This window comes from Mycobacterium deserti (assembly GCF_025345615.1).
Taxonomy (GTDB): domain Bacteria; phylum Actinomycetota; class Actinomycetes; order Mycobacteriales; family Mycobacteriaceae; genus Mycobacterium; species Mycobacterium deserti.
In genome coordinates this window covers 1-25,334 of record NZ_JAODWD010000002.1, presented here as the reverse complement: position 1 = coordinate 25,334, position 25,334 = coordinate 1, and the positions used below count along the sequence as shown (strand labels likewise).

Here is a 25,334-nt window from a genome sequence, read left to right as displayed (position 1 = left end):
TAATAGCAGCGAGCGATCTTTTCCCACCTGGGGCGGTCACGCCCCGGGCGCTCATGCGTTACGACCTGCACAATATCGCCACCGAAACACTCATCGTTGAACCTCCTTGATCGGTGCGCAACTCAGTGCGGTGCGCGTACACCATCGAGTGTTCAAGTGCGCGTGATGATCTGGGTAGGCTTAAGTAACCCTGGGTATTAGCAAACCCACCTTTCGCTATCCTTGCACGGTGACCAGCGAAAACGCGCTCGGTGAGTATCTTCGGCTGCGCCGCGGACAAGTCCGGCCCGAAGATGTCGGCCTGGTGGCGGGGCGACGCCGACGAGTCGAGGGGCTACGCCGAGAGGAGCTGGCGGCGCTGGCGGGCATTAGCGCCGATTACTACTTGCGCATCGAACAGGGACGCACCACGCACCCGTCTCCACAAGTCCTCGACGCCCTAGCGCGTGTGCTACGTATGGACGTCCTCGCCGCCGCCCACCTGCACGAACTCGCCCGCGACGATCGCCGCGTGTACTCGGGTGTGGAGCGCGTCAGCGATCACATCGCCACTCTTATCGACGAGCTAAACGTCCCGGCATTCGTCGCCGGACGATGCCTCGACTGCCTTGCATCTAATCAGTCCGCTCGCGCGCTCTCACCAAACTTCACTCCCGGCCGAAATCTGCTGAAACAACTGTTTCTCGACCCCGCTGAACGCCGACTACACATCGACTACGCCGCCGCCGCCGCTGGTGTCGTCGCCGGACTTCGCCAGATAGCGGGCGGGCACACTCCGGACCCGCGACTCGACAGCCTCGTCAAGGAACTCTGCGCCGCAAGCGAGAAATTCCAAGCACTCTGGGCGCAGGGCGATGTCGGCTACCGTCGAGCAGGCACCAGCCACATGCAACACCCAAGAGTCGGTGAACTCCTCCTACACCGAACCAGGTTCCCCATCCCGGACTCAGATGGCCAACACGTGCAGCTCTACCACGCCGCACCCAACACCGAAACCGCCACCAAACTCGCCGAGCTCATCTACCTGTAAGTGGGTCTGCTGCGCGTCAGGTCAGATTGAGCCCAACAGGTCGGCCAGCCCAAGATGTCGCCAATTCTCGGGGCAGTTAGGATGTCCTGCATGCCAGGACGCAAAGCACCGCCGCGCTCGGGGTACCGAGAGCGCAATTCGACCGCAGACCGGGCATTAGACATTCTACTGCTGTTCAGCGACGACAAGCTCGTTTGGACTGGTGCGGAGATCGCTGACCACATTGGCGTGGCACGCTCGACCGGATACCGCTATCTGCAGAGCCTCGCCTCAACTGGGTTCATCGAGGAGACCACGGGCGGATTTCGCTTGGGGCCGCGTCTTTTCGAACTCGCCCGTTTGGCGCGCGCAGGCACAAGCCTGTCGGACATCGCCCTGCCGGCTATGAACTCGCTCGCGGCATCGGTTAACGAAACTGTTTTGTTAACCCGGCGCTCGGGCCGCCATGTGGTCTGTCTGGATCTGGTCGAGGTAACCCACACCGTGCGCCTGTCGTATGAGCGCGGTCACGTGCTGCCGATCAATGCGGGCGCGGCCGCCGAAGTTTTGTTGGCCTGGGCACCGACCGCGGAGGTAGAAGCCGTGCTGGCCAGCGCACCGCTGGAGCGTTTCACGGCTAAGACATTGACTAACCCCCGGCAGCTGCAGGAGCGACTGGCGCAGATTCGGAAGGACGGCATCGCCGTCTCCCAGGGCGAACTTGACGAGCAAGTCCTCGGAATCGCCGCTCCTATCCGCAACGCGAAGGACGACGTGATAGCCGCCGTGAGTGTCGCTGCACTGGACTCACGTATCCCGCGCACACAGCACAAGCGGATAAAACTAGCCGTTAAAGCGGCGGCCGACGAAATCTCTGAGCACATCGGGCAAGCCGGCCTCTGACCGCCACGCGAAGCGGGCTAGCCTCAGGCTCCGAGGTCTACGAGCCACGCACGCTTCACGCTTCACCTTCGACATCGGCGCTTGCGTAGGTGCCCCCGCGTCTGCGCGAGAGCGCCCGAATCACAGCGGCCAATTGCGGGTTAGCTGACACCCTATTGGCCACGATTGGCACTGTGTCGCCGCGGATGCCATGGGTGATGTCTGCTTTGCGCGTTGACGCATGCGCAAGCCCTGTGCGAGGATCGCTCACATAGTCCTGAAAAGTAGGCGTCCCATTGTATTAATCAGGACTCTGATGTACCGTTCTGATTGACGGAGCGGTGATCGCCGTCACGTCGGAATCGAGCACCACAACCCGTCTTGGGAGCCAAGTGACAACGACGACATCGAGCCAACGGTGGTTCGAGTCCGGCGTCGACCTGTTCGCACCTGGAGGTCACGGACTGTGCGCGCAGGTGGCAACCGACATCTACGAGGTAGACGCCGAGGGCTTCGCGCGGGTGCTCGCCAAACCCGTCGAGCATCAAATGGTCGGCGACGCGCGAGCCGGTGCCGAGGCCTGCCCAGTGGCGGCCCTGCAGGTGCGCCCGATTCAAGATTCGGCGGCGGCGCTCCTACTCGACGGCATCCGCGCCGCATTCGTCACATGAGCCTATTGATCCCGGAGGTGATCTGTCCTGACGACTGTGCTTGAGGCGCAAGATGTTTTCCCGTTCGGCACGGCGAGCCACGTGTTAACGCGGACCGAAGAGCTGCTGCTGGGCCTCACCGACGACGCCCCACCGTACGGTGGGGCCGGTCAGCCACTGGACGTCGTCCACTTCGATATAGCCTTCCAACCTAAGGAGTTCGCTCCGCCCGTGGGCGTCTATGAAGGAGAGTATCTGCGACTGGAGTGGCAGCAGATGGACTTTCGGCAGCCGTTCTACCATCGCAACGCCGACGTCGACGAATTGTCTTACCAGATCGCCGGCTTCCGCACTCTGATGACGGAGTTGGGCACAGTAGAACTGGAACCCGGTGACTACTCGCTGATCCCGCGCGGCGTCGCGCATGACAATTACGGCCGTCAGGAAAGCCATCTTCTGTTCTACATTCCTGCCCCGGTGCAGCTACTTCCTCCTGTGCTGAGAACATCAGAACCCCGCATTCCTCCCTTTCCTGGCTGGGAGCAGGCTCCCAAGCTGGAGTTCACGACTGACTGTCTTGGTGGCCCTGGCCATCCACCGGTGTCGATCAGCCCGGTCGATGAAAGACAGCTGCTCGAACAGGTGGATAACGAGACCGCGCGTCTGGAGGTTGTGCGGGGTGATCGCCAATCAACGGGCACCACTTGGCTCTACCGCGGTGATGACGTGGTGCTGGGCCACTGCCACCAGCCGGACGACGACGGCCGGCATTACATCAGACACCTGGATGCCGATGAAGTGCAGTATCAGATCAGCGGGCAACGCACGTTGGTCACGCAACGCGGAGCGCTCACACTCGAACCCGGCGACTTTGTCCGGATTCCGGTTGGCGTGGCGTTCGCCAGTATCCATGCCGAGCCGAGCGCGCATATCCGCTTAGCATCACGCCGTCCGCTCCCGCAGGTCGCACCGGGATGCAAGAAGGGGCAAGTCATCTCGCCGTTGGAGATCGAGCGGCTGCGCAACGATTGTCGACCTCGTGTCACCCCGGAGAGAGGCGCTGATGACTGAGCTTCTCGCCGCTCGCGCACGCAAGGGCGCCGCGGTGATGGTGGTGCGGAAGATTGTGGTTCCCCAATTGCATACCGATGAGGCTTTGATCAGGGTGCAGTCCGCCGGGCTCGCTCCAGCAATGATGGGCACTGGCCGTGGCCAACCCCTAGCACTTCGATAGCGACCATTCCCGCGCGGTAAGTGTCACCGATACTGCGCGCCGGCACGTCGATGAGGCTCGCACCTACCCGCAGCAATTATCTTCGACGCGGTCCACCACCGGTCGTCGCCTCGGTCAGGACTCGCAAGGCAGGACTTCAATCAATGACAGACATCATCTGGGAGCCAGATCTCAATTCAGTTGAGCGTTCGCGAATCTGGCGGTTCACGCAGTTCGTGGAGACTCGCCACCGGTTGCAGCTCCGTAGCTACGGCGATCTCCATCGCTGGTCGGTCGACAATATTGAAGCGTTCTGGCAAGCGGTGTGGGATTTCTTCGCGGTCGGCAGTGTCAGCGAGCCCATACCGGTATTGGCCGCCGCTAAAATGCCTGGGGCGACATGGTATCCCGGGGCGCTCCTCAACTATGCGGAATATGCGCTGCGCCACGGTCACAGTAACGACGTCGCGATTGTGGGTGCCGCCGAAGACGGCGGACAGGCTGTCATTCTCACCAGACGTGAACTACGCAGGCAGGTCGCTGCACTCGCGAACACTCTGCGCAACAACGGCGTTGGTCAAGGAGATGTGGTCGTTGGCTATTTGCCCAACATTCCTGAAGCCGCCGTCGCATTCCTGGCTGCCGCAAGCATCGGGGCCATCTGGGCGTGTTGTGGTCAGGATTACGCAGTGCCGGCCGCGCTGGCGCGCCTGGGACAATTGGAGCCCGCGGCATTAATCGGTGCCGACGGGTATCGCTTCAACGGTGCTGTGCAGGACAGGGCGTCTGCGGTGACACAGCTGGCAGCATCGATGCCTAGTGTGCGTTTGACCATCGCTGTCAACCATATCGGCAGTGAAGTGACGGACGCGATGACATGGGCGCATGCCACCGATGGTGACCCGCCGATGGAGCCGCTTCCGGTCGCGTTCGATCACCCACTGTGGGTGGTCTTTTCGTCCGGGAGCACCGGAGTGCCCAAGGGCATCGTTCATGGACATGGCGGTGTACTGCTCGAGCAGCTCAAGTCGCAAGGGCTGCACTTCGACCTCGGGGCCGCCGACACGTTCTTCTGGTTCACCACGCCCAGCTGGATGTTGTGGAATACAGTGGTCAGCGGCTTGCTGGTCGGCGCGCAGATCGTCTGCTATGACGGAAGTCCTGTTTTTCCCCATACCGCGGCGCTATGGGATATAGCCGACCGGCTGGCTGTCACGGTACTCGGGGTCAGCCCCGGTTACCTTCAGCTATGCCAACGACAACGAATCGCATTGCGAAATGGCCGTTCTCTCGAGGGCCTTAAGTGCGTCGGGGTTACCGGCTCGACGCTGGCAGCTGACGTCGCGAGGTGGGCGGCCTCGGAAGTCGGGCCGACGGTGCGGCTGGCGGCGGTGAGCGGCGGCACCGACGTCGTAACTGGATTCGTCGGCAGCGCACCGACGCTGCCGACTCGGGCCGGTGAGATCTCGGCGCCCTGTCTGGGGGTTGCCGTCGACGCCTACGATGACAGCGGCCGCCCGCTTGTCGGCGAGGTCGGCGAGTTGGTGGTCACACGGCCGATGCCGTCTATGCCAGTTGGTTTGTGGGGCGACAGCGATGGATCCCGATATCGCGAGACGTACTTCTCGATGTTTCCTGGCGTCTGGCGTCAAGGGGATTGGATCACCATTACCGACCACGGTGGCGTGATCATGCACGGCAGATCCGACTCGACCTTGAACCGGAACGGCGTGCGAATGGGCAGCGCAGACATCTACGACATCGTCGAACAGCTGCCCGAAGTTCGGGAAGCGCTGGTTCTGGGGGTCGAAGGGGCTAACGGGGATTACTGGATGCCCCTGTTTGTGGTCTTGGATGCCGAAGCCCACCTTGACGACGCGCTCCGTGGGCGCATCGCCGAAGCGATCCGGACCTACGCCTCGCCGCGTCACGTGCCCGATACGGTGATCCAAGCGCCGGGAATTCCACACACCCGTACCGGCAAGAAGCTGGAGGTGCCGATGAAACGCCTCATGCAGGGTGCCGATCCGATGTCGGCGCTCGACCCTGGCGCCACTGATAACCCCGAGCTCATCGACTGGTACGTCGATTTCGCACGCGCCCGGCTCACTACAACAGTTGTTGGACCCTAGATCTTTCACCCGTCGCATGTACCGGGCTTCTGTCGGGCTACTCGGCCTGGATTCAGGCGAAGCCCCCAGGATCATGGGGATCCAACATACTGCCGCCGTCGGAACGTGGTGTCGTTGTGCACCCGGCGAACTTGACATCTATTGCGCGAGAGTGGGTTTGCGCATAAAGGCAGATCGGGGGTGCTTTGCATGAGGCGCGCCAGATCATAGAGTTCTAGCTCGTCGCCGACGCCAGAGCAAGAACATTTCGATATTCAGGACAATGTCGGTCGATTGCGAGATACGCGGCTATTCTCCGCAGATGCGCGGTGCTGACTCGTCTCAACGGACGTGCACCGAAACTGTGTTAGATGCGATCCGCGAGGAGATCGTGTCGGGCCGTCCGCCAGCCGCATCCAAGCTCAATCTGGAGCCATACAGCAAAAAGTTCAATGTCAGCCAGCCTGTGATGCGCAAGGTCGCAGGAAGGCTCTCCGAGCACCGGTTGCTGAAGGCCAATCCACAGCAAGGGTTCAACATATTGCCGCCATCGATCGAAGACTTAACCGCGTTGGCACGAGCGCGGGTTCGTGGAAACGGCCGCAGTGCGCGAATCGATCGAAAATGGGGACCCGTGCTGGGGAACCGACGTCGTTGCCCCCACCGCCTGACCCGCCATATCGGCGTTCGACGAACACGGTGACACAAGAGAATGCGCCGAAGTGCTCGCCACTTCAACGCCACTCAGCTGGCAGGAAGCGAGAACAGCGCCTCCAAGCCGCCGCGGCCGCAATGCGGGAGCGCTCCCGAATTCGCAGACCATGGTGGCACTCGTTCACCAACGACCCGACCCTCGACGTCGCCTGCGAGCATCGCCAGCTCGCAGAGCAGGCCGTGGACGCGACGTCGATATCGCCGCCAAGTCATTGCAGGACCATATTGATCGGACGACAGACGCGCTGCTGGTGCATATGAGGCAACGAGACCACGATGTCGCTAACTCGGTCTGAATGTGGCGCAAAAGCTAAATCCTTTGTGACTTCAGGCCGACTCATTCTGAGACCTACAGGAAATACACCCTAGCGCAGGAAGGAACAGATCAACATGGAATTCATCCGTCCGTTCGACCCGACCAAGAACTTCGATACCGGCTTCCCCGGCTACGAGGCGCAGTTTCTGGCCCACCTCGAGGACGCGGTCATGATCGCCAGCCACATCAAGGCGGGCGGCTGCGGGCCGCACCTGCATTACCACCGCTCCGACCAGGTCTACTGCCTGATGCGTGGCGGCATGACCGTTCGACTTGGCAACGAGGTGCACGTGATCGACGCCCCAACGCTGGTCTTCATCCCGGCTGGCTTGCCGCACTGCAATTGGAACGCCACTACCGACTTAGAAACTCATTTCGAGATGATCGTTCCCGCGCCTCTTCCGACCGATCAGATTGTGTTCTTCGTTGACTCGATGGACAGTGTGCCGGCAGAAGATCGGGCGAAATGCGCCGGATACGTTCGCCCGGTGGACCAGTCGGCGACCACCGAGCCGATGCCGGGGTTCCGGACGCAAGCGCTCGCGGACCGCAGCACCGGCTCGACCAACGCCGTCGTGTACTACGCCGAGGTGGATCCCGGCAATGGTGGGCCGGATTGCCACATCCATGAGTTCGACCAGTACTATCTGGTTTTGGAAGGTCAACTGACCGTAGAGGTGGCGCTTGAGACTCACGTCGTTGGCCCCGATACGCTCGTTGTACTCCCCGCCGGCGTCCCACATCGTCAGTACAACGCCGGCGATACCACTGAGAAACACATCGCGGTGCTCACTCCGGCGCCCGCAGAAGGTCGACCGTGGGACCGAGGTGTCGCCTTCGCGGCGAATGGAGTTGACGAGGTTGGCGTGATTGCCCCGGCCGGCAAGGTATGAGGGCGCGAGAATGCCACGCGGTGATCTCCCACCACAGTCGGCAACGGTAACAGCACCGCCAAGATGGGCCGACATGCTTATGGGTCAGCACAGCCGCCGCCGGTCACGCGTCACACCGTCGGAGTGATTGCAGCGGACAAGGAGTGAGTCGTGGAGATTGAGCACACCAACCAGGCGCCGGCCGCCATGAGGAAGATGCTGACCACCGAGCTGGCTCTGCTCACCACGTTTATACGACATCAACGCACCGATGCCGTGCCGCCAATGGACGATCAGACACGTGTTGGCCGGGACCTCAATCCTGAGCCGGATAACAGTGGTCTTCCATTGCGACACATAACCCTTGCGCGGCGTCGGAGATTCCGGAGCGCCAGGGACCATCAGCGACGACGGCCACGCCCAAGTAGGCGGCGTGTGGTTTGCGGGAGCACCACCTGCGCGGGTTCCGCGTCTCGAGGATGTTTCGCTGCTGCGCGCCGATGAGATGGTCTTCGCTGCGATGGTGGGCGGCTGGCAGGCTTAGATGCTGGCTCGAGGCCTCGCGGCGGACACTGTCAAGGCACGGTGCGGGCTCGTGTCTCGATTCGATGAGTTCACCAACGATCAGCCGTGGCGCTGGCGTCCAGTAGATCTTGATCGATTTCATGGCCGTCCTTAGATCGGACGAGACGCCGATCCGTTGTCGACGTTACGGTCCAGCAACGCGATCTCAATGTTCGGTGGCTATGTCAGTGACACCTGATATCACTGAGTTACGTTCTGTAAGAAGCAATTCAGCGAAGTGCGTCTACAAAATTGCTTCGAGTAAACCCGCAACACATCACCGACGACGCCGTCCCCAGCGGCGACGCCATTCACCAAGGCGAGGTGTAGCGAAAGGTCGTTACCATAGACGACTTCGTCGATGGGGCGCGCCGGACAGGACCCAAGCGCTGGCTGACGGCTCTGCGCGACTCGACCGTGTTCCAAACCGGATACGCCTATGGGCTGATGCGCCGCTAGCTGCGGACGCTGGACATGACTGACTTCGCGCCCAACTCTTCGCGTCCAGCGCTGCGGCAAACTATGGCGCTTTGACCATGAGGGTGGCTAAGGACACCAACAGATCCGGGCCGCGGCGGCGCACCGTGTTCACCTCGCCGAATTCACGTCACCTGTCGAGACCTTTATATTAATGGGGCATGCCTCGTTCCAGTATAGCTACTGCAGGCCTAACGGTCCGGCCAGTTCGGCCAGCGCGGGCACGAGCTCGTCGGGTTTGGTCAGTACCTGCGCCGGCACGTGATCGGCGCCGGCCGCCAAGTGCTGGGCAAACCGTGCGGCGATCGCATCGGGCGTGCCGTAGGCCACCACCGCATCTACCAGACGGGTCACTACCGGGTTTGGCAACGTCTTCATCGCTGAAGCCTGAACGTTTCCAGTTGTTGACGTAATTCACCCCGTTCATTAAGAGCTCGAGCGCCTTTCGGCCGACCTCACGGGCGTGCTGCGCGTCGGTGGTGAGGACCACCTTGTGCTCAGGTGCCAAGAAGGCGCCCGGGCCAATGATCTCTCGAGCGCGCGCCGTGTGCTCCGGCGTCGTGAGATAGGGATGCGCACCGGCCGCACGCTGTGCGGAGAGCGTTAGAATCTTCGGGCCCAGCGCGGCCACCACCCGACGATCAACAGGGACCCCCTGGACGTCTAGGGCGTCGAGGTACTCGGTCAGCCCGTCGAGCGGTTTGAGGTACTCCTGGTGCACTTCCGGGTGCCCGACTCCAATGCCTAGGAGGAACCGCCCCGGGTAGGCCGCCTCGATGCGGTGGAACGAATCGGCGACCCGACCCGCCGCCGCGGTCCAGATGTTGACGATGCCGGTGGCGACCTGCAGCGTCGTGGTCGCCTCCAAGATCGGTTCCACCCAGGCCAGGTCGGCCGGCGGTGAACCGCCCACCCACAGCGCGCCGTAGCCCAGCGCCTCGATCTCCTTAGCTTGCTGCGGTGTCGCCCCGCGCCCGAACACGCCGTAATAGCCAAGATCTGGTTTGGTCATGTCCGCGACAACCAGGCCATCGGGTAGTGCTATTCCGCGCTGGGCGAGATTTCGGCGGTCGTCGCCGCCTCGGGCGCGGGCGCCTCAGCCTGCGTTCGCTCATACCGTGCGGGGTTTTCGATCATGCGGGCGCTGGCACTCAACCGCTTCGCCGAAGTCCGACGCTTGCCGGGGGGCCGCATGCTGAACCTGGAGGATCGCTCGCACCACACGTCATGGTCGACCGCGAGTAGTTCACGTGGGCCGGTGCGCTCAACAACCAGTACGGGGCCGTAATTCAGTGTGTCCATTGATGTTATCGATGCACTCCATCGACAACTGGAGGTTGTGCCGTGTGTGGATTTGTAGCTAGCGTCTATGGAAGGGTGACGATGGTCGACAGGCACAACGAGGATGGTCAGAGTTTGGGTTGTGAGTTCACGGTTGGCGCGGCGCGACGAAAGATGATTAGACCAAGAATGATGCAGTGGTCTCCAGTGGCACTGAACTTTTCGGCGCGGCTCCAACGAAACCGACCGAGCTCGGTCATGCGACAGTCGAAGATGAGATCGAAACGGGCGGGCTTTCCGACGTTAAGGAGCGCACCTTCGGGTGCTCGTAGAAGCGGTCGGCGGAATCGCCGCTACATACGCCGATCTTGACTCCGATCCTTTGACAATCACTTGCAACGGTCCCATACACCGCAGGCATCGACACAACGGCAACCCTCGTGAGTCGAGAATCGTACGCCGAGCGTGACTTCCGTGTACGCAACGTCTGCCTGCAATCCGGCGGATGACCGGGGCTTGCAAGCAGGACAAGGGTCGCTGTTGGCAGAGGCGAATCGCGACGAACATCTGCAGAAGACGAGCAGCCGTGAAAACACAGACATTTGATCTATGAGCGAAGACGTTAAGTACGCAGTCGAACTTAGGAAGGTTTAGGCAATGCATGATTCCCTCATTAAGCTGATCAACCTTGAAGGGCGGCATGCGTTGGTAACCGGCGCCGGGTCTGGTATCGGGCAGGCAGCGGCCTTAACCCTCGCACGTGCGGGTGCGTCGGTTCTCGCGCTCGATATCAATACTGATGGGCTATCGGCGACGCAAGAGTTGGCTCGCAATGAAGTGGGCGCGGAGGTCACTACTGCGGCCCTCGACGTGTGCGACCGCAGTGCCGTCGACCAGGTCTTGGCCACGAGTACGTTCAACATCGTCGTCAACGCGGCCGGAAAGATGGCGGCAGAGTCTCTGTCGGCTACCAGTTTCGACGACTGGGATCGCTTGGTTGATGTCAACCTGACCGGATACTTCAACGTGCTGAAAACTGCAGCGCCTCGAATGACCGCTCCTGGCAGTGTGATTCAGATATCGTCGATGATGGGACACGTTGGGGCCGGGTTCCCAGCCTACACCGCCGCGAAGGGAGCCGTGCTCGCCCTGACACGTCAGCTCGCCGGCGAGCTGGGACCTCTCGGCATTCGCGTCAACTCGGTGAGTCCCGGAATGATCCTGACCGGCATGACGCGCGACTTCCTTTCCGAGGATGCCTTCCGCAACCAAATCATCGCCCGCACGCCTCTGAGGATGGTCGGCGCGCCGGACCATATCGCAAACGCGATTCTATTCCTCGCAAGCGACCTGTCGGCATTTATGACCGGCGCCGACATGCTGGTAGATGGCGGGGCAACTTCAGCGATGATCCTATGATCCCGAAAACGTTTTGCGCGAACCGATTAGCGTGATATCCGCGGCTGCTCAAAACACTTGCAGTGGCTGACGTACCCATCAATGCGCAGTAAGGCGTGCGACCGAAGAAGAGTTAGACGTCAAGTTGAACGTGCGCTCGCCCGAGTCACGCGATCACCGAGACAGCCGAGATCAAGCAGGCACTTGACAACGCTAGGCGAGCCGGGCCGCATCTGGCCGACCGTCCCGACGCACTGCTTCAACAACTGATCCTGACCGGACGGCACGTGTTCGACGCCGCCGGCGATAGACGCCAGCAGGCGATCGAAGCGACCCGCGGTGCACTCACCGGCGCCTTCACCCACGGGTATCTCGACGAGCTGCGCGTTGCGACTGCGACGACGAATAGCAACGGGTGTGCGCATACGGCGAGGACCTTGTCGAAGGAAACGTTGCTGCTTTTCCTCGATGCCAAGCCCATCACACGGTAGATCTCGAGGGACCGAGGATTGATGACCTGCGCGCGCGGCAGGTCCATTCGGCGGGTTCGTTGTTCGAGTACGACGCTGAGGATGAGGATGCCGGGTAGGCAAGCAGAAATGCCTTGTCCAGACCGACTGGTCCCCCCGATCACATGAGCAATCGGCAAATCGGTCGCGGTCTACACCGAGCTTGACCCACACGAGATCCCGTCCGCGATGGCAAGCCGCGTTGACCCGCACCACCGTACGTATCGGATTTTCACGGTTTGGCTGCGACGGAGAGCCGGTCGGAGATATTGGCCGCTGCGGATTTGACTGCCGCTGCCACCGATTTGAGTTGACCGGGCTGCACGCGCGATGCCAGCGCGGCGATGCTGACCGCGGCCACGACGCTGCCCTTGATGTCGCGAATCGGTGCTGCCACTCCGAGAACCTGCTCATCGAGTTCTCCTTGGGAAATCGCGACACCCTGACTGCGAATGCGGGCGAATCGTGCTTGGAGGCGAGCCGGATCAACCAGCGTCTTGTGGGTGAAGCGTTCCAACGGGGCGGCGTTGAGAATGGCCGCTGCATCGTCGGGCCCCGCCCACGCCAGCAAAACCTCCGCGGCGGCACCGGCGTTGATGGGGAGAACATGGCCACGCTCGTAGGACAGTCGCACCGTAGGAACAGCCTCCACTAGATCGAGGCACACCACGAAGCGACCCGAACGCCGGGTTAGTAGCACGGACTCATTGACCCGCGCCGCCAGACCGCGCATTGTCGGCAGAGCGATGTCAGAGAGGTGGGTTCCGGTCCTGGCGAGTCGGGCCAACTGGAAAATGCGCGGGCCCAACTGAAATTTTCCGGAGGCCTCTTCGACGAAGCCCGCGTTGGTGAGGCTTTGTAGATACCGATAGCCGGTCGAGCGAGCGACACCGATGTGGTCGGCGATCTCGGCACCGGTCCACAACAACTTGTCCGGCGTGAATAGAAGCAAGATGTCGAGTGCGCGGTCGGCGGTTGCGTTGCGGTCCCTATACCCCGAAGCCGATGGCCGCGTGGGGCTCGGCATGCGAGATGCGTCCTTGACGTGCAGATCCACGATTCACTCTCCAAAACGAATGCCGGCGGCAATCGCCAGCGTAGGTGCTGTGTCCTACGATATAGGACAGGCGGCGTGCTTGTCAGGAAGATGACGCATCCAATCTCGCCACCATAGTGCGCACGCTGGATGAAGCTCATGTAACGCAGCGCTTCCGGGCAGGCGCCACCACGACTTGCATGTCCTGATATCCAGGAATTTTGTCTTTCCCGCATGTCATTGCCTGTAAATTGAGACGTTCACGGCGACTTCCCAACACCAATGGGTGCGGCGCGGCGGGCGAGCCTGCCGCAGGCCGATTGGGGGTATGGACCCGCCAACCGTTGACGCGGGAGTTGGCGACCGAGGTCGAACTGCTGGGCTTTCGAGACGGTAGTGGCTACGCTCTGCCCGGTTCCCGCCGGACGTGTTTAGATGCACTCCGAGGTCCGCCCAGCGGAGTCTGCGTCCTGCATTGCAGGACATGTGTTCCAATTATTGAAATAATGGTTAGGCTGCGGATGTGACCGAAGTCAGCTACTTCAACCCGTTGAACCCGTTGCATGTGGCCCACCCGGATAAGCACATGCACGCGTCCCGGGCGGGGTGTCCGGTGGGCAAGGCGAGCGATACGCTCTACACGGTTAACACCGACGAGTACGTCCGTGCCATTCTCCTAGATCACGCGAGGTTCTCCAGTCGCGGTAACTTCCTCATCGGTGACGTTCCGCCAGAGGCCCAGCTCGGGGTCATCAACACCATCGATCCGCCGGAACACACGGTCCTCCGGCGACGACTTATGAAGAACTTCGCTCCACGACGGCTACGCCAGCTGCGGCCGCAAGTCGAACAAATCGTTGCCCGCTACGTAAATCTCCTACCGGGCCACGGCAGCGCCGAGTTGTACTCCCAATATGCTCATTTGGTCCCGGCCGCGGTTCTTTTGGCGTTTATCGGCATCCCCGAGTCCGACTGGGCTCGTGTGCAGGAGTGGTCCGACGCACTGGTCGCCCACGTTCCCAACAACCCCATCGACCTGCCTGAGTTTGGTCAGCTGATGGGGTACGTGACTCACTTGGTGGAACAGCGGCGCGCGGCTCCAGATCATCGGCGGTCTGACGTACTGGACAATCTGTGCTTTCACGAGGACGACGAACCGGAATTGTCGGTCTTCGAAGTGGCCGCCCACGTATTGCAGCTCACCCTCGCCGCCACCGACACCACGCGAAGCCTCATCGCCAATTGCTTGTATCGCTTGCTGGCGAATCGCGATCAATGGCAGGCCGTCGTCGCTGATCGGCGCTTACTGCCCGGGGCGATTGAGGAATCGCTGCGCCTGGATTCGCCGGCTCAATTTATGATTCGGACTGTTACGCAAGACACGACCGTTGCTGGCTGTCCCATCGGCGCCGGCATGAAGGTGTATCTCAACATCCAGTCGGCAAACCACGACGAAAAGATCTGGACTGCTGACTCGCAGCGTTTCCGCCTAGGCCGACCAGACAACATGCGACACTTGGCTTTCGGTCGGGGGATTCACAGCTGTCTCGGTGCTCCGATAGCGCGTTTGGAAGCGGAGTGCGCCATCGGCGCCTTGATGGACCGCTTCCCCGACATGCGACTGGCCCCTGGCGCACGTTGGCAGAAGTTCGACAGCTCCATCACCCGGCGGGTGCTTGCGGTTCCTGTGCTGCTGATGTGATGTCGCGTTTGATGAGTGCTGACTTCCAAGAAAAGCCACCTGGACAACCACCGCTACGCAACGTGTCGATGCGCCCTGGCCGCAGAGGCGTATTGTGGGGCAGTCCTCGTCGATGTCATCCCCTCGATTCGGACACTGTCCATCATGGCGGGAACAACTACGTCGCGGGTACGGGCTCGCAGCTCGAGCCGCATTTCGATGACTGCGGTAAGCGCCTCTCATGACGACGCGACCAGCCGAGAGCGCCATTGTCGTCAACTCTCAATTTTTCTGCACCATAGTCTGTCGGCAGCGTTCCGCCTATCGCGGCTAGCAGTGGACCGGCGGCAGGCGAGCCGCGAATAATCCTCGCCGCAGTGCTAGCGGGCAACCCATCGCCGCGGTGTGGCCCATAGCAGATAATCCCTTTTGCAAGCCGCAGCGCCTATAGGACAGAATCTGCTCTACGGCCGCATAGGTGTTGCTTTTTTGGATACAACCGTTCGTTAGTGGGTTTCGTGTCCGGTATGCCTGCTGCGGTCGTCGAGTCGTTTCGGCGAACCGCCCCGCTGCGCCACCTTTCATGCTCCGGTCACCGAAGACGGGCGGGAAATCGTTTGACGTGCTCGGCGTCGGTGAGCCGCCCGTGACGCGCGGGGTTGCTGCCCTCATGGTCTACATGAGTGCCAAGTAGCCCCCAATTGGGCGCGGGCACTGACACCGTGGTGCGCTGTCCAGACCACCGCCTCGTGGTCGTCGCCTTGCCGAGCGGCACGTTCGCCAAACCGATCGCCATCGATCCCCGAACCGCGATCCCGGCGCCCGGGGCGGACCCCGCGGGCGCCGCGGCCACCATGAACCCGGCGTCGTCGGCCCGCTCGGGCGGCACTGCATGCACGGGTGAGTCTTTCACGGGGACAGTCTTTCTTGGTGATCGGCGCATCGGGTAGCGCCGCCTCGATGGCCGTCAGAATCGGCAAGATGCTGGTGCAGCGCGGCTCGCCGCCGGCCGCGACCGAGAACGGCTATCCCAGCTCCGCGACGAAAGCGCCCGTATTCGTTGCCTCGGCCGCCGACGTCGATGTCAGACGTTGGAACGCCTGGGGTTACCGGGACCGCCGGACGCAACGCGACGTCATCGTTGCCTGACTCATGGCCTTGTGCTTATGAGGTACTGGTACAGACGCCTGGGACGGCCACCCTCCGCAGTAAGTGCGGGTAAGCTACGGTGCCTTCGGGATATTTCGATAGCACCGCGATAAAGCCTTCGCTATTGATGGCGTTACGTAGGTCTTCGGCGGATTCCCAAACAGCAACATTGGTCACGACCCGGCTACCATGGATACCCCGATATAGCTGGGCTGATATGAAGCCCTTTGCGGCCTTCATTACCTCTGAGTCGAGTCGCCATGCCTCGACCATTTGGTCGTACTTACCTTCAGGCACGACAAACGTGTTGACGAGTGTGACCGGACCGCCGTCATCGTCAAGTTGCGCGAAGAAGTCGGTGTCCGAGTCGACATTGATGATTTCTACCACTGACTACCTTTCAATCGGGGATGTTGTCATAGATGGATGAGTCGATCACCAGGCCGGCGAGGGCAATTGGACACCGTATGAAGCCCCACCTGAAGTCTTCCGCCTTCGCTGCCAATCGTTGGCACCGAACGCCGCCGAGACTGGCTGTCATCGATGTGCGTCCGAAATGCACAGTTTGCCTACGGTGATGGACAGCGTTGTTCACGTCAGCATAGATAACTGTTTAGCAGGAATCTATACCTGTATATCAGGAATTGTGGTGGGCCACAATCCGCTTCTGCAGGGATGTGACGATACTTACGCCGACCGCTCGACAGAAGGGCTCGGCCGACGACAGTTTTAGGCCGGCATCTCACAGCCAAGTACACCCGCAACCTTCAACGCGCCGTTGCGCGACGATTCAGGGGGAGTGAAAACGCTTGTGCATAGATGGCTTTGCATTTGGACCTACGTGCATCGATCGGCGCCCAGGCTGAGATGCGCCTCGAGTCGGCGAACGACAACATCAGCGCTGCCGCGTTATAGGTCCCTTGGCCCGTGCGTGGTGCGGGACACCGATGCCACCACGCGTCTCCCACGTACGGGACACGGTCTCTCGATCCGACGGTAATACGGGGGACCGCTGCGCCGATTCTTTCGAGCCCGTGCGGTCCGACTCTGCTCATATTCGTGAGTTTGCGTCAATGAAGCGCAGAGAGCAGTCCTGTTAGACAGGACTATCTTGTTGACCATCAGGTCATTGGATTTTATCGTCGCGGTATCCACCAACTGTCATAGAGTCTCGGCAACGTCGGGCTCAGCCCTCGAAGGCAAGCGCCGCGAGCCGACGTACGAGCCCGCCGCCTCAACGTCCATTACGACCCGTAATTCAGGAGGGACACATGCCGCAACCGGAACCAACGCTCCATGATGTCGAAGAAGCGATTGCTGAATTACTCCGGACAGAAGAAATCGGTGCCCTTGCCGTGCTGGACTCAAAAGGAGCACCCAGCGTTTCAATGATGCACTTCGCCGCTGACGGCCTCACCGTATACACAGCGACATTCGGCTATACCCGCAAGTACGCCGCCATGGCGCGCGACCCCCGTGTCAGCTACACCATTGCGTACCTGCCGCCCGGTGGTTTCTCCGAGCGCCTACAAGCCCGATCGATTCAAGTCGACGGCATCGCCACCAAGGTGACCGATCCGGAAGAGATCCATCGGGCAGTCGAGGTCAGTAGAGAGCAATTCCTTTGGGCTCAGGGCACCTCGATGTTTGACAACTTCTTGAAAGGCACCGCACATCACCAGGACTTCTTCCGCATCGACCCTGTCGAAGCTCTCTGGAATGACAACCGCGTGCGGCAGCTGTGGCGCCGACTGGTGACGTTCACCCCCGATGGCCGTCACGTCGCCGAGCTCAGGCCGTATGCCACGGCACGTAACCCTCTGTGAGTGTCCACCATGCCGCCTGACTCATCCAGACGAATACGAGTCGTTCATGTAACGGCGCAGCGCCTCTGAGGCATCAGCGGCGTATTCCCATACACGGCAGCTAGCCCGAAACGAGCGACTCCGAATCCGATTCCGAGTCGGGGAATGAAAGTATGTCGTAACCTTCGGCGTGCGGCACTGGTTTACTTCGGCCCCGGCCCCTATCGCGGCGCCGATTCGAGTCGAGTAATGACCAACGTGGCCGTCTGGGAGACGGCCGATTATCTGCATAGGACCTTGTCGAGTGAAGTATCTCTCGCCATGATGACTGAATCCGGAAGGCAGGGTGGCATTATCCACATCTCGTTGAGAAGGTTGCCGCTGAAGTGATCTGGACGCTTTACTGCAGACGCTCAAGACATCGGTATTTGATGATGCGCTCTAGGGGATGACTACACGGCGTTCCGCATGCGAGTGCTGGCATTTGCGGTCGCTGGTAGTTGGTGACTTCGGTGCGCGGTGCACCTCGATCTTCTTGCGAAGCGCTCATCTTGAGAACTAGGCGGAAGGTCGCCGCGAACCGTGGTGCGCGGCGATCGACACGGCATTAACAAAGCCATTCCGCGCGTCGACTGCCGACAGGAATCTAGCGACCGGTACACCTGGCGTAGCCGCGGGCGGTAGCGCGCCGGCTAAGGCATATGCACGATCTATGTTACTGAAAAGCCGTGTTGTAGCAAGGATCAACCCTTCAGCCGATGTGGCTTCCGATCACTATCTCGCTAACAACCGCGACAGGGGTCTAGGCGTCCTAACGCGGATCCGTTTCGTGCCCATATCCATACCGAACGGCCGGAGCGAATCTAGGACAAGTTGGTCAACGCCTCAGTAGTGTTGTCGGCGAGCAACTTCGGGCTCATCGCTGCCACGAGCCTAGTCCGCCCGCCGATATACTTGCCCAGAAGTGTCGTCGTTTATTCGATCTCATGGCATGCGTCAGGATTCTTCAGGCGCCGGATGGATGACCGCGGCGACCTCATAAAACGTTCCCTCGATGCTGAAAGCGAAGTCGGGTGGTTGTGGACTCTCGTTGACGAACGTTTTCCGCATCGCATTGAGGTGCTCCATTGTCTCCCACTGGATGTATTCCAGGATCTTGCTGTTGTCTGCACTCCGATGGATGGCGCACGACACGAACCCGGGCTCCTTGGAGTGTTGGCGCCCGAGCTCGATGACATGGGCGATCTTCTCGTCGATTAGGTCTGGGTCGACAAGCAAGATGACCACCAGAGTCACCGCTTGCCGCCCGCGGTTGATAGTTGCCAATCGACTCTCCATCGCTTCAGTTACGGCGTGGCGGGTGCCAGCCTATTTTGCACGCTAGCTGGTCTTCCTGTAACGCACAAAGCTCGACCTGAGTAACAGGATCGAGTACCGGGGTACTAACTGTTATCCACCAGAGGCGCGACCCTCTATCGTCTGTGGCCCGTGCAATGTGAGAAGTCGTCTCGCGTTCGAAGACATGTGTCGGCTTATCAACGCGATCAACGAAGTTGACGCTTGAGCAGCTGAGCGCAGGCGTTACGCAGCAGCTGCTGCATTAACCACCGTGGCGTGCGGCAACTTGTAGCGAGCAGGGCGGTTTACAACACCTCGACGATTACCCTCAGCGATTCGGTGTACACCGTCGGCCGTGTCCGAGCTCCGAAAGTGAGAGGGGCCTGATCAGGCGTTCTGGGCCCCCATGGTTACTGTGGTCATCAACCCCGCCATTCGCGGCGCGTTTTGCTCGAGGCAGAATCGTCTTTAGACCGCTAAACGGCGAACGATGGCTACAGCCTCTTTGAGTGGGTGACCACAGAGCGGTGAGTTGGAACCGATGGCGCGAGGACCCTCCGGGGCCCAGCTATCGGCAGTGCGGCCGATTTCGTGGTATTCCCGGATCTAGCACGAGATTCGAATCGAGTGTCGCGCACCATTTGCATGCGAAGTGCTCGACGTTCCAGTTTCCCGTCGGTACATGTCAGCCTGTTTGGACGCCAGACCGACGGCAGGGGACCGAGGCGGACACGGTGCGTCCGCGACCTTGATGACTCAATTCTCGCGATGCGATGCAAGCGTTTCGTCTGCGATGGACGAGCCCGGCACCAAGCCGGTAGCGCTACTGAGGGGACCGTAGCTTCGTGATATAGCCATGCAGCCAGATCGATCGCAGTAATCTGCCGCACTGACCCTGTGTGCGAGTGGGCATCACTGCTTCCCCGGGTGTTGTTGTCTGATCGAAGGTTCGGTGGCTACCGGTGCCTGGACGTTCGCCCCGATTCGCACGCCGGCAAGCCAGCTGGTCAGCCGGGCCGCCTCGGCGCCGAGCGCACGTTGCGCGCGGCGAGCAACCGGCTCCAGCAGTCGCACGTGCACTTCGCCGGACTCATCCTGCACCCATCCGCCGACCACACGACCATCGACCCAGGCGGTCGCTCCCGCATTACCGCGAGTGTCGAACAATTGGCTCCGGTGTGGCCCCAGATAGAATTCGCGGTGACGCCAGCCCATCACGGTGGGATCGAGAACCGGCAGCAATGCCACCCAAGTACCGGGATCATCGAGCTTGTCTAGATCGTCGGGCAGCAGCCATCCAATTGAGCCACCGCACAGGGCGACTTCGACCGCCTCCAAAGCTATTAGAGCCTTGCGCACGGTCGCTTTGGTTGAGCCCAACCACCAGACCATGTCTTCCACGGTCCCCGGACCGAAGCGGTACAACCAGCGGCGCACGAGTTCGCGATAGCCTTCTTCGGCTGAAGTCGGCTCCCCGAGGTCGACGATCCAATGGTGCATCAGTGTCAGTAGGGGCCGCGAGGTACGCCAATGACCCACGTTGGCGCCTCTGACGATCTCACCGGCCGCTCCCAGCTGGGTCAGTACCGCGGTCGCAGCCCGTGTCGAACCGGCGACGAGCGCAACGGGCACATCGATGCGCGGCACCGCTTGACGTATCTCCTGAGCGGTTCGACCGGAGGGGATGTCGGCCAGCGCCGCGAGCACATCGGTTCGAGCGCGCTGCAGCCAAGCCTGCCCGTCGGCGGCGAGGCCGGCCCTCTCGACACCTCTGATGATTCGAGTGCGCTCGATGTCGGCGACCCGAGCAGACGCGCTTGACCAGACTGCAGGCAGCAGGTCTCGCGGAAACGCGAACAGTGTACGACGCATCGCCAATTGCTTGATGAGGCTGCGGTCTTCGTACAGCGCCCGATCGATGTCAGCGACACACACCGATTTCATCCGTGCCCAACATGAGAGATAGACGCTGGCAGCCTCGGTGGCGTGCAGGGCAACCACCGCTGCCGCTGCGGCGTCGGCGGAGTCGACGCGGGCGGATGGGGCAAGGCTATGCCGCACCCCCAGACGAACCCGGCGCTCCGCGTCAGTCACCTGTCGCATGGGCCAACATTTCTGCGCGCACTTGGATCAGTTCGGTTTGCAGACTTCCAGGGCCTAAATGGGCGGTGCGACGAAGACACCCTTATCGGGATCGTTATGCGACTTGGACGCGACGTATTCGTTCATCGCGTTCGCCGTGCCCCACTGGTCGGAAACGTCGGGCTCTGTGGCATCGAACACAGTCGGATGCCAAGTGTCCTCATCGATCATTTCGAGTTCGGTGGTGTACTCTACGGTGTTGCCAGCGCGATCGAGGAAGTAACTGAAGGTGTTGTCACCGGCCTTGTGCCGACCGGGGCCCCACAGCTTTTCCACCCCAGCTCGCAGTAGGCGGCCCGTGCCCCGCATGTACTCATCGATGCCCCTCATTTCGAAAGACACGTGATGGTTGGCCACGTGAGGACCCCGCGCGATCGCCAGGCTGTGATGGAAGTTGTTGCAGCGCAAGAACCACATGAACCCGCCCATGTGGGGCAGCGCCATTGTATCGGTCAGCCGAAAGCCCAAGTGCTGCTCGTACCAAGCCACGGTGGCCTCCGGGTTAGGGGAGTTCACCACAAAATGAGATAGGCGCACCGGGATCGATTCGCGCTCTTCGATTTTGCGGTGTTTGCGCACCGCCACATCCGAGGACACCTCCACAACCCGGCCGTCGATGTCGAAGAAGCGCAGCCCGTAGCCACCGCCGGGAGTGTCCAGCGCGCGTGGCGCGTGTACAAGCGCGACGTCGGCCTTGACCAGTTGAGCCGCAAGTTCATCAACGTCGGCCATCGATGCGGCACCGAATGCGACCAGGTCCAGTCGCTTGAGGTCATCACGACGCAAACGCACGATGTACTGCTCCGGTGACCCCTCCGCGGCAAGAAAGTGAACGCCGGAATCGTTGGCGACCTCTGTCAGCCCCCACAGATCTCGATAGAACACGAGCTGCTGCGTCAAATCCGGCATCGCGATGTCGACGTGGCGGAGATGGGTGATGAGATGACTTGACATTTTAATCCCTTCCGGCCGACGAACCCAATAGGTGCTCACGCAGCCACACCGCGATCACATCGCGGATCGTCTTCATGTCGCCTCCCATATGGCCGCCGGGGTAGAGTCGCGCAGTTTTGGGGTCGCCGTACTCCAACGCCAAAGTGATGTCTGCGGACGCGTTTTGGAGATCGTCCTTCCCGTTCACCATCAGTAGCGGACAGCACGGCATGTCCAACACTCCCTGATCCAGCAATGACAGCTGGGGGCAGTGTGCAACATAGTCCTCGAAGGTCGAGCCACCGAAAATCCGTGCCCGCGCTCCCATCAAATCCATCAGATACGACGATGCGTTGCGCGACTGCTCCTGCCATGAAGGCTGGAACGTGAGATGGATACCGCCGCCCCAGTTCACTGCCGCCTTTAGACGGTCACGATGGGTGTGCGCGAGCTTGGTGGCCCAGTAGCCGCCGAAAGATCCACCCATGACCGCGACTCGTTGCTCGTCGAGGTCGCTGTCGGCAATCCAGTCGAAGACCGGATCCCACATCCGCTCCGCATCGGTGCCGGCCAGCACGGGGGCCTCACCAACGCCAGGCATGTCAGTGTGAATGGTGGCGATACCGCGTCGCCAGTAGCGCTCTGACCCGATTAGCGACTCTTCCTTCCACCCGTCGATACCCGCCCAATACACGAGCACCGGCGGGTTCTCCACACCGGCAGGACGAACCACATAGAAGGCCACCTTGTCGCCTTCACCGGTGCGTGCGGAGAAGGGCACCTCGACGCGCTCAACGGGCGGCTCGGCCAGCGCTCCCGCTTTTTGGAAGTACTCGCGGGTCTTCTCGTAGGCAACCTGCTTCGCTGGGTGATCGGGCACTGGATAGCGGCCTAGAAAGGCGAATTGGTATGCCTGCCACCAAGCGTCGCGCGCCCCCTTCAGATCGCCGCCGGCCTCGGCGGCCTCGGCTCTGGCGGCGAATCTCGACGCTGTCGCGAGCCAGGCTTGGCTCCAACTGTCCGGGTCGATACCTGCTAGATCTTCGATGGTTTGTGCGGCGGCCTGCTCGTCTTCGAAGTTCATGGGGTAACGACGCATCTGCAGGTGGCGACGCAGCCAATCCTTTGCGCCCTCAAGGGTCTGGCTCTCCGGCCCTGTCGATGTCTCGGTGGCGGTCATGGGTACCTGCTTTCGCTTTCTCAGTTCGGGCTATGTGATCGGACTTTATTGTGTTGGCGCACAAGCAATGTGGTGAGTGTTGTTCGGCGACTACATGTACGGTTGCGCTGCGGTCAGACGCCGATTCCACCGCCCCCTTGGGGACTGCTGAGGGTGGGCCGGTTCAGCGCGCCCTGTTCCAGCAGCATCGTCTGACCGGTCGTGACGGTGTTGTGTCGCGAGGCGAGGTACGCGTAGATCGGCGCGTACTCCATCGGTGTGGGCACGGAATCCATGAGGGTCAGGTTCTGGAACGTCGCGGCAAACGCTTCCTTGGGAATGTCGGACTGCTTGTGGTTCTCCAGTCCCAGTGACTGTGGACCACGCAGTTCGCTGTCGGTGAAGGCGCCAGGAGCCACCCCGTTCACGCGAACCCGCGGGGCGAATTCCATCGCGAGTTGGCGCACCGCGCTGACCACAGCTCCCTTGGTTGCGGTGTACATAAGGCCACCGCCATCGGCGGCGTAGGCGGCCACCGACGACGTCAGCACGATCGAGCCCGCCGACTCTTCGAGCAGATCCAGAAACACTCTGCATGCCAGGATGTAGCCGAGCACGTTGACGTGAAACAGTTCATCGAACAACGAAGAGACCCGATCAATCGCGATCTCCCGCAGCGGTATGTTGCCATCGAAGATGCCTTGGGAGCCGATGAGAGCGTTGAGCCGGCCCCAGCGTTCGACTGTGGCTGCACGGCATGCGAGCAAGTCGTCGGTGTTGGTGACGTCCCCGCGAACCAGCAACACGTTGTCACCGAACTCCGCTTGGAGGGTGACCAGCTTCTGTTCGTCGATTTCGAGTATCGCGACCTGGGCGCCTTCGCTGATGAAATGACGTGCAATGCCGAGTCCCAAACCCGAACCGCCACCAGTGATGAGGACCACGTCGCCGTCGAGCATTTGCACGTCTGTCCTTACTAGTTGAGAGCCGTTGGTAGAACACAGGTTCGGATCACTGTCGCCGTGTCATTCGTCGACCACGGGTTGCAGCGTGATCGCCTGCGCAGGGCACGCCCACATCGCTTCCTCGATACTGGCGCGGTCGTCTGAATCGACGATTTCGCGGGAAACGACAACGCGCCCATTGCCCTCGGGGATGTCGAAGATCCCGGGGTGGATCGCAACACACAGGCCGTAGGTCTGGCACTTGGACATGTCGACGGCGACACGCAGTTTTTCAGACATGTGCACGCTCCTACTCAGGACCTGCGTTGGCCTGCATGACGCGCAGGTAGTGCCGGTAATAGTTCAGCTGGACCTTCTCGCCGTACCCGGTGAGACGTCGCAGACCGGGTCCCTCCCAGGTGGGGTCGGGGGATTGGTCGACCGAGGAGTTGTTGGCCTGCTGGAGGTGAAACCGCATCCCCGCCTGACGTGCCCACGGGCTGGCCCCGGCCCGCGCGGCCCCCTCCCATGCCACGGTGTCGTCCTCCTCCACGATTCCCGCGGAGCCGAACTGACTCTGACCGATCACCAAGTCCTGCATCGCAGATTCGTCGCTCTGGAATTTCCAGGCGAACTGCCAACTCCACACCTCCATCTCGGTGGGCCCGATGGGCTGCCACTGCCGAAACGAAGTGAAGACCGACATCTTGCCGGTGGGATCGGGGGTAGGGAATCGGATGAAGCTGAGGTTGGGGAAGATGGTCCCGACGATGGGACCGTCATTGGCGACGACGTGTAGTTGGGTTTCGTCGAGCCAGGAGAGGTCGAACTTCTCTTTGAATTCGGGTGGATAGCCCCAGAAATCGAAACTCGGGTCGATCATTGAAGTCCACGCCAAACCAAGGAACCCGTGCCCGTTTTCGAACTCGTACTTGCGGCCGAACTCACACACGTAGTCCAGACCGGCCGCCAACCCGATTTCCTGCACGCTGCCGTGAAGGTTCGGAACGTGGTACACGTCGCCGGTGAAGTTTTCCGATGCCGTCTTCCAGTTGGCCTTCACTCGGTAGCGGTCAGGTGGTCCGATGACGCGCATGCCGTCGGGGTGCAGTCCGGCGATGAGGTCGAGCATCCATCCGGCGCCGCCGAGG

Annotated in this window: 23 protein-coding genes and 1 pseudogene; 12 read left to right on the top strand and 12 right to left on the bottom strand. The window is 61.2% G+C overall.

Going from position 1 to position 25,334, the window contains the following annotated elements:
• The first annotated feature begins 229 nt into the window (after positions 1-229).
• The 7 genes from N4S67_RS06220 (at position 230) to N4S67_RS06190 (ending at position 7,788) form a co-directional block, all read left to right on the top strand.
• Positions 230-1,030 carry a helix-turn-helix transcriptional regulator gene (locus N4S67_RS06220; RefSeq protein ID WP_260992105.1) on the top strand — a complete coding sequence of 267 codons (801 nt, stop codon included), beginning with the start codon at positions 230-232 and terminating at the stop codon, positions 1,028-1,030.
• Positions 1,031-1,120: 90 nt separating this feature from the next.
• Complete coding sequence (locus tag N4S67_RS06215) at positions 1,121-1,912, top strand: IclR family transcriptional regulator (RefSeq protein ID WP_260992104.1); 792 nt, start codon at positions 1,121-1,123, stop codon at positions 1,910-1,912.
• A gap of 371 nt (positions 1,913-2,283) precedes the next feature.
• Complete coding sequence (locus tag N4S67_RS06210; protein WP_260992103.1) at positions 2,284-2,562, top strand: ferredoxin; 279 nt, start codon at positions 2,284-2,286, stop codon at positions 2,560-2,562.
• A 36-nt stretch (positions 2,563-2,598) separates the two neighbouring features.
• Entirely contained in the window at positions 2,599-3,612 is a 1,014-nt protein-coding gene (locus N4S67_RS06205) for a hypothetical protein (RefSeq protein WP_260992102.1), read from the top strand.
• Positions 3,613-3,918: 306 nt separating this feature from the next.
• The gene (locus N4S67_RS06200; protein ID WP_260992101.1) at positions 3,919-5,886 is read left to right on the top strand and encodes an acetoacetate--CoA ligase; all 1,968 of its coding nucleotides are present in this window, start codon (positions 3,919-3,921) and stop codon (positions 5,884-5,886) included.
• Positions 5,887-6,187: 301 nt separating this feature from the next.
• Positions 6,188-6,568 carry a GntR family transcriptional regulator gene (locus tag N4S67_RS06195; protein ID WP_260992100.1) on the top strand — a complete coding sequence of 127 codons (381 nt, stop codon included), beginning with the start codon at positions 6,188-6,190 and terminating at the stop codon, positions 6,566-6,568.
• 401 nt (positions 6,569-6,969) lie between these two features.
• The gene (locus N4S67_RS06190; protein WP_260992099.1) at positions 6,970-7,788 is read left to right on the top strand and encodes a cupin domain-containing protein; all 819 of its coding nucleotides are present in this window, start codon (positions 6,970-6,972) and stop codon (positions 7,786-7,788) included.
• A 295-nt stretch (positions 7,789-8,083) separates the two neighbouring features.
• Here the strand turns inward: N4S67_RS06190 and N4S67_RS06185 are convergent, their stop codons facing one another.
• Together N4S67_RS06185 and N4S67_RS06180 are read right to left on the bottom strand one after the other, a co-directional pair.
• Positions 8,084-8,434: a hypothetical protein gene (locus N4S67_RS06185; protein ID WP_260992098.1), complete on the bottom strand. Its 351-nt coding sequence runs from the start codon at positions 8,432-8,434 to the stop codon at positions 8,084-8,086.
• Positions 8,435-8,988: 554 nt separating this feature from the next.
• Positions 8,989-9,820, bottom strand: a pseudogene (locus N4S67_RS06180) (LLM class F420-dependent oxidoreductase).
• 926 nt (positions 9,821-10,746) lie between these two features.
• On the opposite strand from N4S67_RS06180, the gene N4S67_RS06175 reads away from it, so the two are divergent.
• Positions 10,747-11,508, top strand: a complete 762-nt coding sequence (locus N4S67_RS06175) for an SDR family NAD(P)-dependent oxidoreductase (RefSeq protein WP_260992097.1) — start codon at positions 10,747-10,749, stop codon at positions 11,506-11,508.
• A gap of 266 nt (positions 11,509-11,774) precedes the next feature.
• Positions 11,775-11,978 carry a hypothetical protein gene (locus N4S67_RS06170; protein WP_260992096.1) on the top strand — a complete coding sequence of 68 codons (204 nt, stop codon included), beginning with the start codon at positions 11,775-11,777 and terminating at the stop codon, positions 11,976-11,978.
• Positions 11,979-12,228: 250 nt separating this feature from the next.
• On the opposite strand, the gene N4S67_RS06165 is transcribed toward N4S67_RS06170, so the two are convergent.
• Positions 12,229-13,023: an IclR family transcriptional regulator gene (locus tag N4S67_RS06165; RefSeq protein ID WP_260992095.1), complete on the bottom strand. Its 795-nt coding sequence runs from the start codon at positions 13,021-13,023 to the stop codon at positions 12,229-12,231.
• Between the two features lie 532 nt (positions 13,024-13,555).
• On the opposite strand from N4S67_RS06165, the gene N4S67_RS06160 reads away from it, so the two are divergent.
• The gene (locus N4S67_RS06160; RefSeq protein WP_260992094.1) at positions 13,556-14,734 is read left to right on the top strand and encodes a cytochrome P450; all 1,179 of its coding nucleotides are present in this window, start codon (positions 13,556-13,558) and stop codon (positions 14,732-14,734) included.
• Between the two features lie 571 nt (positions 14,735-15,305).
• Here N4S67_RS06160 and N4S67_RS06155 read toward each other — a convergent pair.
• A complete protein-coding gene (locus N4S67_RS06155; protein ID WP_260992093.1) occupies positions 15,306-15,626 on the bottom strand; it encodes a hypothetical protein in 321 nt (106 codons plus the stop codon).
• A gap of 47 nt (positions 15,627-15,673) precedes the next feature.
• On the opposite strand from N4S67_RS06155, the gene N4S67_RS06150 reads away from it, so the two are divergent.
• Positions 15,674-15,862 (top strand): hypothetical protein, encoded by a 189-nt coding sequence (locus tag N4S67_RS06150; RefSeq protein WP_260992092.1) that lies wholly within the window; start codon positions 15,674-15,676, stop codon positions 15,860-15,862.
• Positions 15,863-15,877: 15 nt separating this feature from the next.
• Here N4S67_RS06150 and N4S67_RS06145 read toward each other — a convergent pair whose 3' ends face one another.
• Positions 15,878-16,252, bottom strand: coding sequence for an antibiotic biosynthesis monooxygenase family protein (locus N4S67_RS06145; RefSeq protein WP_260992091.1), 375 nt, complete (start codon positions 16,250-16,252; stop codon positions 15,878-15,880).
• An 881-nt stretch (positions 16,253-17,133) separates the two neighbouring features.
• On the opposite strand from N4S67_RS06145, the gene N4S67_RS06140 reads away from it, so the two are divergent.
• Positions 17,134-17,688 carry a pyridoxamine 5'-phosphate oxidase family protein gene (locus tag N4S67_RS06140; protein WP_260992090.1) on the top strand — a complete coding sequence of 185 codons (555 nt, stop codon included), beginning with the start codon at positions 17,134-17,136 and terminating at the stop codon, positions 17,686-17,688.
• Between the two features lie 975 nt (positions 17,689-18,663).
• On the opposite strand, the gene N4S67_RS06135 is transcribed toward N4S67_RS06140, so the two are convergent.
• The 7 genes from N4S67_RS06135 to N4S67_RS06105 all read right to left on the bottom strand — a co-directional run.
• On the bottom strand, positions 18,664-18,993 hold the full coding sequence (locus tag N4S67_RS06135; RefSeq protein ID WP_260992089.1) for a putative quinol monooxygenase: 330 nt from the start codon (positions 18,991-18,993) through the stop codon (positions 18,664-18,666).
• Positions 18,994-19,917: 924 nt separating this feature from the next.
• The gene (locus N4S67_RS06130; RefSeq protein WP_260992088.1) at positions 19,918-21,108 is read right to left on the bottom strand and encodes a winged helix DNA-binding domain-containing protein; all 1,191 of its coding nucleotides are present in this window, start codon (positions 21,106-21,108) and stop codon (positions 19,918-19,920) included.
• 54 nt (positions 21,109-21,162) lie between these two features.
• Positions 21,163-22,140, bottom strand: coding sequence for a VOC family protein (locus tag N4S67_RS06125; RefSeq protein WP_260992087.1), 978 nt, complete (start codon positions 22,138-22,140; stop codon positions 21,163-21,165).
• Positions 22,103-23,260 carry an alpha/beta hydrolase family protein gene (locus tag N4S67_RS06120; protein ID WP_260992086.1) on the bottom strand — a complete coding sequence of 386 codons (1,158 nt, stop codon included), beginning with the start codon at positions 23,258-23,260 and terminating at the stop codon, positions 22,103-22,105. The genes N4S67_RS06125 and N4S67_RS06120 overlap by 38 nt, the downstream gene beginning before the upstream one ends.
• 113 nt (positions 23,261-23,373) lie before the next feature.
• The gene (locus N4S67_RS06115) at positions 23,374-24,198 is read right to left on the bottom strand and encodes an SDR family NAD(P)-dependent oxidoreductase (protein WP_260993023.1); all 825 of its coding nucleotides are present in this window, start codon (positions 24,196-24,198) and stop codon (positions 23,374-23,376) included.
• Between the two features lie 66 nt (positions 24,199-24,264).
• Positions 24,265-24,483, bottom strand: coding sequence for a ferredoxin (locus N4S67_RS06110; protein WP_260992085.1), 219 nt, complete (start codon positions 24,481-24,483; stop codon positions 24,265-24,267).
• A 10-nt stretch (positions 24,484-24,493) separates the two neighbouring features.
• The coding region (locus N4S67_RS06105; RefSeq protein WP_313959929.1) for an SRPBCC family protein at positions 24,494-25,334 on the bottom strand (841 nt) is incomplete at its 5' end.